The organism is Pseudorhodobacter sp. (assembly GCF_030452865.1).
Taxonomy (GTDB): Bacteria; Pseudomonadota; Alphaproteobacteria; order Rhodobacterales; family Rhodobacteraceae; genus Pseudorhodobacter.
Window position 1 is genome coordinate 1 of sequence record NZ_JAKDLJ010000194.1, and the last position, 6,607, is coordinate 6,607.

5 protein-coding genes and 1 pseudogene are annotated in these 6,607 nt (G+C 59.1%); all 6 read left to right on the plus strand.

The features are described from left to right. Positions 1–847, plus strand: a pseudogene (locus L0H65_RS11905) (NADH-quinone oxidoreductase subunit L); the annotation flags it as partial. Between the two features lie 102 nt (positions 848–949). Further along, complete coding sequence (locus tag L0H65_RS11910; protein ID WP_301459265.1) at positions 950–2,488, plus strand: NADH-quinone oxidoreductase subunit M; 1,539 nt, start codon at positions 950–952, stop codon at positions 2,486–2,488. A 10-nt stretch (positions 2,489–2,498) separates the two neighbouring features. Continuing rightward, entirely contained in the window at positions 2,499–3,938 is a 1,440-nt protein-coding gene (gene nuoN, locus L0H65_RS11915) for an NADH-quinone oxidoreductase subunit NuoN (protein ID WP_301459267.1), read from the plus strand. Between the two features lie 28 nt (positions 3,939–3,966). Further along, positions 3,967–4,689, plus strand: a complete 723-nt coding sequence (locus L0H65_RS11920) for a biotin--[acetyl-CoA-carboxylase] ligase (protein WP_301459269.1) — start codon at positions 3,967–3,969, stop codon at positions 4,687–4,689. 18 nt (positions 4,690–4,707) lie between these two features. Beyond that, positions 4,708–5,487, plus strand: a complete 780-nt coding sequence (locus tag L0H65_RS11925) for a type III pantothenate kinase (protein WP_301459271.1) — start codon at positions 4,708–4,710, stop codon at positions 5,485–5,487. Beyond that, a partial coding sequence (locus tag L0H65_RS11930; protein WP_301459272.1) for a ribonuclease J occupies positions 5,484–6,607 on the plus strand: 1,124 nt, incomplete at its 3' end. The genes L0H65_RS11925 and L0H65_RS11930, both read left to right, overlap by 4 nt.

Sequence of the window (6,607 nt, forward strand, 5' to 3'; positions counted from 1 at the left end):
GGCTTTGATGACCAGTTTCTACTCCTGGCGTCTGATGTTCATGACGTTTTATGGCGCCCCGCGTGGCGATGCCCATGCGCATGACCACGCGCATGAATCGCCCAAGACGATGCTGATCCCGCTTGGCGTGTTGGCGCTTGGGGCGGCTTTCTCCGGGATGGTGTGGTACAACTCCTTCTTCGGCGATGTGGACAAGATGCAAAGCTGGTTCGGCATGGAAACGGCGCAGCATGAGGGCGGCGAGGCCCATGCGGCGGCACCGGAAACCGCAACGGCGACTGCGCCCGAAACTGCTTCCACCGAAACCGCTGCGCCCGAAACTTCTGCAACCGAGGCTCCCGCCGCCGGAAACGCAGCGGCCGCAGGCCACGCCGCTACGCCCCCTGCGACTGCACCGAAAGGCGCTGTTTTCTTCGGCCCGGACAATCACACCATCCACGAAGCGCATGAGGTCGCCGCCTGGGTAAAAGTCTCTCCGTTCATCGCGATGTTGGTCGGTTTCATCATCGCTTACGTTTTCTACATCCGCAGTCCCGACCTGCCGGGCAGGTTGGCCGCACAGCAGCGACCGCTCTATTTGTTCCTGCTGAACAAATGGTACTTTGATGAGCTTTACGACTTTGTTTTCGTGCGTGGCGGCAATTGGGTTGGCCGTTTCCTGTGGAAGCGGGGTGATGTTGGCGCGATTGATGGCACTATCGACGGGGTTGCACTGGGGCTTATTCCCCGGCTCACCCGGTTCGCCGGGCGCGTGCAATCGGGCTACCTCTTTCACTACGCATTCGCGATGGTGCTGGGGGTCGTTGCGCTTGTCACCTGGATGACCATGGCCGGGGGTGCGCCGTGATGCCGTGCCTTGGCCTGCCGACATTTGGTGCGATGCCCGCACCTGTTCCTTTCGCAGCTGTCAAAGCGGCGTCCTTCATGACAAAATACTGGAGCTGAAAGCATGGAGAATCTGCTTTCCATCATCACATTCATACCGGCGGTTGCGGCGGGTATCCTTGCGCTGTTCCTGCGGGGCGACGACAGTGCGGCGCGCAAGAATGCGAAATGGGTGGCGCTGGTGGCCACGGCGACGACCTTCCTTGTGTCGATTTTCCTGCTGACCGGGTTTGATCCCTCCGATACCGGCTTTCAGTTTGTCGAGGAATACGACTGGATCCTTGGCCTGAAATACAAGATGGGCGTTGACGGGATTTCGATTCTGTTCGTGCTGCTGACCACGTTCCTGATGCCTCTGACCATCGGTGCCTGCTGGCAGATGGAAACGCGGGTCAAGGAATACATGATCGCCTTTCTGCTCTTGGAAACGCTGATGATCGGCGTGTTTACCGCGCTCGATCTGGTGCTGTTCTACATCTTCTTTGAAGGCGGGTTGATCCCGATGTTCCTGATCATCGGCATCTGGGGCGGGGCGAACCGCATCTATGCCGCGTTCAAGTTCTTCCTGTATACATTTCTCGGCTCGGTGCTGATGCTGGTCGCGATGATCTATATGTATGTGGAGGCAGGGACGACCGATATCCCGACACTGCTCACGCATAATTTCGCCTCCGATACGCTGAATATCATGGGTATTCATGTGGTTGGCGGCGCGCAGACGCTGCTGTTCCTCGCGTTCTTTGCCAGCTTTGCGGTGAAACTGCCGATGTGGCCGGTGCATACCTGGTTGCCGGACGCCCACGTTCAGGCGCCGACTGCCGGTTCGGTCGTGCTGGCCGCGATCTTGCTGAAGATGGGGGGCTATGGGTTTTTGCGTTTCAGCCTGCCGATGTTTCCGGTTGGCTCCGATGTGATGTCGACTTTCATGCTGTGGCTGTCGGCGATTGCAATTGTCTATACCTCGCTGGTCGCTTTGGCGCAGGAAGACATGAAAAAGCTGATCGCCTATTCCTCGGTCGCGCATATGGGTTATGTGACGATGGGGATTTTCGCGGTGAACCAGCAGGGGATCGACGGTGCGATTTTCCAGATGCTGAGCCATGGGTTCATTTCCGCCGCACTGTTCCTGATCGTCGGCGTGATTTATGACCGGATGCACACCCGCGAGATTTCGGCTTATGGTGGCTTGGTGAACCGGATGCCGGTCTATGCGCTGGTGTTCCTGTTCTTTACCATGTCAAACGTGGGCCTTCCCGGCACGTCGGGTTTCGTCGGTGAATTCCTGACACTGATGGCAGCTTTCCAGGTCAATACATGGGTCGCCTTTGTCGCCACATCCGGCGTGATCCTGTCCGCCAGTTACGCGCTGTGGCTGTTCCGCCGCATCGTGCTCGGCGATCTGATCAAGGAAAGCCTGAAATCCATCACCGATATGTCGCGGCGGGAGCGGTTGATTTTCGCACCCTTGGTCGCGATGACGATCCTTCTGGGCATTTATCCAAGCCTTGTGACCGATATCATCGGCCCTTCGGTGTCCGCCCTTGTGACCGACTACCATGCCGCCGTCCCCGTTTCGGGTGATGCGCCAATGGCAAAGAATTGAGGGACGAGAGATGAACCCGACAGATTTTTCCACCGTCCTTCCTGAAATCACCCTGGCCGTCGCGGCCATGGCGGCGCTGCTTGGCGCAGTTTACACCGGGAAGGACAAACTCGCCGCGATGCTGAACTGGGGCATGGTCGCGCTGTTCCTGATCCTGGCGGTCTGGATTGGCGCGGGCATCACGGGGGAGCGGACGGCCTTTGACGGCACCTTCAACGATGATCCTTTCGCGCGTTTTGCCAAGGTGACGGTGCTTTTGGCGGCGGCGTCCATTCTGGCGATCAGCCATGAGCCGATGCTGCGCCGCAAGATGCTGCGGTTTGAATTTCCGATCCTGATCGCGCTTTCGGTGCTGGGCATGATGGTCATGGTCTCTGCCGGGGATCTGATCGTGCTTTACATGGGGTTGGAACTGCAATCGCTGGCGCTTTATGTCGTCGCCAGTTTCCGCCGCGACAATCTGAAATCCTCCGAGGCCGGGTTGAAGTACTTTGTACTCGGCTCGCTGTCTTCGGGCATCCTGCTCTATGGTGCTTCGCTGACCTATGGCTATGCGGGGACCACCGATTTCGCCGGTATCCTGTCGACGCTTGGCGAAGGTGCGGTGCCGGTCGGGCTGCTGTTCGGTCTGGTGATGATGATGACAGGGCTGGCGTTCAAGGTTTCCGCTGTGCCGTTCCATATGTGGACGCCGGATGTGTACGAAGGCTCCCCCACCGCCGTCACCGCCTATTTTGCAACCGCGCCGAAAATGGCGGCGATGGCGCTGTTTGCGCGGCTGATGTATGACGCTTTCGGCACCATTCCGGCAGAATGGGGTCAGGTGATCGCGGTGCTTTCGGTGTTGTCGATGTTTGTGGGCGCGATCGGCGGGATCGGCCAGCGTGATATCAAGCGGATGATGGCCTATTCCTCGATTGCGCATATGGGTTTTGCGATGATCGGGGTGGCGGCCGGCACGGTGATCGGTGTTCAATCCATGCTGCTGTATCTCGCGATCTACATCGCGATGAATATCGGTGCTTTCGCCTTCATCCTGTCGATGGAGCGGGATGGCCAGCATGTGACCTCTATCGACAGTCTGAAAATGCTGTCGAAAAAGGCCCCGATGTCGGCGCTGGCGATGCTGATCATCCTGTTCAGCCTTGCAGGTGTGCCGCCGATGCTCGGCTTTTTCGCCAAGTTCTATGTGCTGCAAGCGGCGGTGAACGCCGATATGACATGGCTTGCACTCGCAGGGGTCATTTCATCGGTGATCGGCGCGTTCTTCTACATGCGTATCATCTACTTCATGTATTTCGCAGCCGAGGAAGACGGCATCGACGCCCGCATCGGCACCGTTCAGGGCATCGCGCTGATGGGATCTGCGTTCATCATGGTGTTCGGCATCGTCAACCTGTTCGGAGTTGAAAGCATCGCTTTGATGGCAGCCGAAACGCTTGTCCGCTAAGCGTCCTTCATCGGGGTGGCCCGCCGGTGTGACCCGGATTCTTCTGGACAGCGTGGACAGCACCAATGCCTATGCGGCGCGCTTGGCCCCGACACAACCGGTTTGGATCATGGCGGCAGAGCAGACCGGGGGCAGGGGGCGGCGCGGACGGCCATGGTCCAGCCCGCGCGGCAATTTTTATGCCACCTTGGCTTTGCAGCCGCAGGAAGGTGCAGAGACCGTCGCCCTACGTTCGTTCATCGCGGCCCTTGCCCTGAGGGAGGCATGTATTGCCACGACCGGACTTTCCACTGGTTTTGCCTTGAAATGGCCAAATGACGTTTTGCTGAACGGCGGCAAATTGGCGGGGATCCTGCTGGAAAGCCAAGGGGCAGGCGGTCGTGTCAGTCAGCTGTCCATAGGGATCGGCGTCAATCTGATTGCTGCGCCGACCGCCGATCAGCTCGAACCGGGTGCGATGCCTCCGGTCAGCCTGCTGCAAGAAACCGGCGTCCGCATCGTGCCGGAGGCGTTCCTGCCCCCGCTCGCCACGGCTTTCGCCAAGTGGGAGGCGTGCCTGATAGCGGATGGTTTCGCGCCAATCCGGCAGGAGTGGCTATCCCATGCCGCACGGATTGGTGAGGCGATAACTGCGCGCTCCGGCACCAGTTCTGAGACCGGTATTTTTGAAACCATTGACGCCAGCGGCGCATTGATCCTGCGAACCCCGAAAGGCCGTCAAACCATTCCTGCGGCCGATATCTTCTTTTGAACCGGAAAAGGCAAAACCATGCTTCTGGCGATTGACTGCGGCAATACCAATACCGTGTTTTCCATCTGGGACGGTGCGCGCTTTATCGCGACCTGGCGTTGTTCCACCGACCACAGGCGCACGGCGGATGAATATTACGTCTGGCTGACCACGTTGATGACGCTGAACAAGGTAGAGGCCCATATCTCCCAGGCCATCATCTCCTCAACCGTGCCGCGGGTCGTGTTCAATCTTCGGGTGCTGACGGATCGGTATTTCAACTGTCGCCCGCTGGTGGTGGGCAAACCGGAATGCAAACTGCCGATGCCACCACGAGTCGATTTCGGCACCGCCGTCGGGCCGGACCGTCTTGTCAACACCGCAGCCGGCTTTGACCGGCATGGCGGTGATCTGATCGTGGTGGATTTCGGCACCGCGACGACGTTTGACGTGGTGGACCAGGACGGCGCCTATATCGGCGGCGTCATCTCCCCCGGTGTCAACCTCTCGCTTCAGGCGCTGTCGATGGCGGCGGCGGCGCTGCCTCACGTTGATGTCAGCAAACCCGCGACCGTGATCGGCAAGAATACGGTGGCGTGCATGCAGTCAGGTGTGTATTGGGGCTATATCGGCCTTGTAGAAGGCATTTGCCGCCAGATCCGCTTGGAACACCCGCGCCCGATGAAGGTTATCGGCACCGGCGGGCTTGCTTCGTTGTTCCAGCAGGGAACGGAAATTTTTGACGCGATCGAGGATGATCTGACCATGCACGGTCTTGTCCTGATCAACGAACTGAACAAGGAACGGGATACCCAATGAAAGCCAACCGCCTGATCTACCTTCCTCTCGGCGGCGCGGGGGAAATCGGCATGAATGCCTATGTGTACGGCTACGGGCCGGAAGACAAGGAAAGGCTGATCCTCGTCGATCTGGGTGTGACCTTCCCCGATATGGATACCACCCCCGGCGTTGATTTGATCATGCCGGATATGTCCTGGCTGGAGGAGCGTAAAGACCGGCTGGAGGCGATTTTCATCACCCATGCGCATGAAGATCATATCGGTGCCGTGGCGCATTTCTGGGGGAAGTTCAAATGCCCGGTCTATGCCCGCCGCTTTACCGCGACCATCGGGCGGCTGAAGTTCGATGAGCACGGCCACCCGAAGAACGCGATCACCACAGTAGAGGCGCGGCCTGAAGTGGTGAAGGCCGGTCCGTTTGACGTGCAATTCGTGCCGGTCAGTCATTCGGTGCCGGAAAGTGCTGCGCTGATCATCGACACCCCGGCGGGGCGGTTGTTCCACTCCGGCGACTTCAAGCTCGACCCTGCACCGCAGGTGGGCGACCCGTGGCAGCCGGAAGTGTTTGAGGCGATTGCCGCCGAACGTCCGATCAAGGCGCTGATGTGCGACAGTACCAACGTGTTCTCCTTGCACCCCGGCAGGTCGGAGGTATCGCTGAAAGACCCGCTGCGCGATCTGATCAAATCGCAGCGCGGCATGGTGGTGGCGACGACCTTTGCCTCCAATGTCGCACGGTTGAAAACTCTTGCGGATGCAGCAGTGGCTGCGGATCGCACGGTTTGCCTGTTGGGGCGGGCAATGCGGCGGATGGTGACGGCGGCGCAGGAATCGGGTGTGTTGCACGGCTTTCCACATACTGTCAGCCCGGAGGAGGCGAGCGAGGTTCCACGCGGCAGCCTGATGTTGATCGTGACCGGATCGCAGGGGGAGCGGCGCGCAGCTTCGGCCCAGCTTTCGCGCGGCAAATATCTCGGGCTGGAAATGAAAGAGGGCGATACCTTCCTGTTTTCATCGAAAACCATTCCCGGCAATGAACGCGGCGTGATTTCCATTATGAACGCATTTTCCGAAATGGGCGTCAATGTGGTGGATGACAACGGCGGGCTTTACCATGTGTCCGGCCATGCCAACCGGCC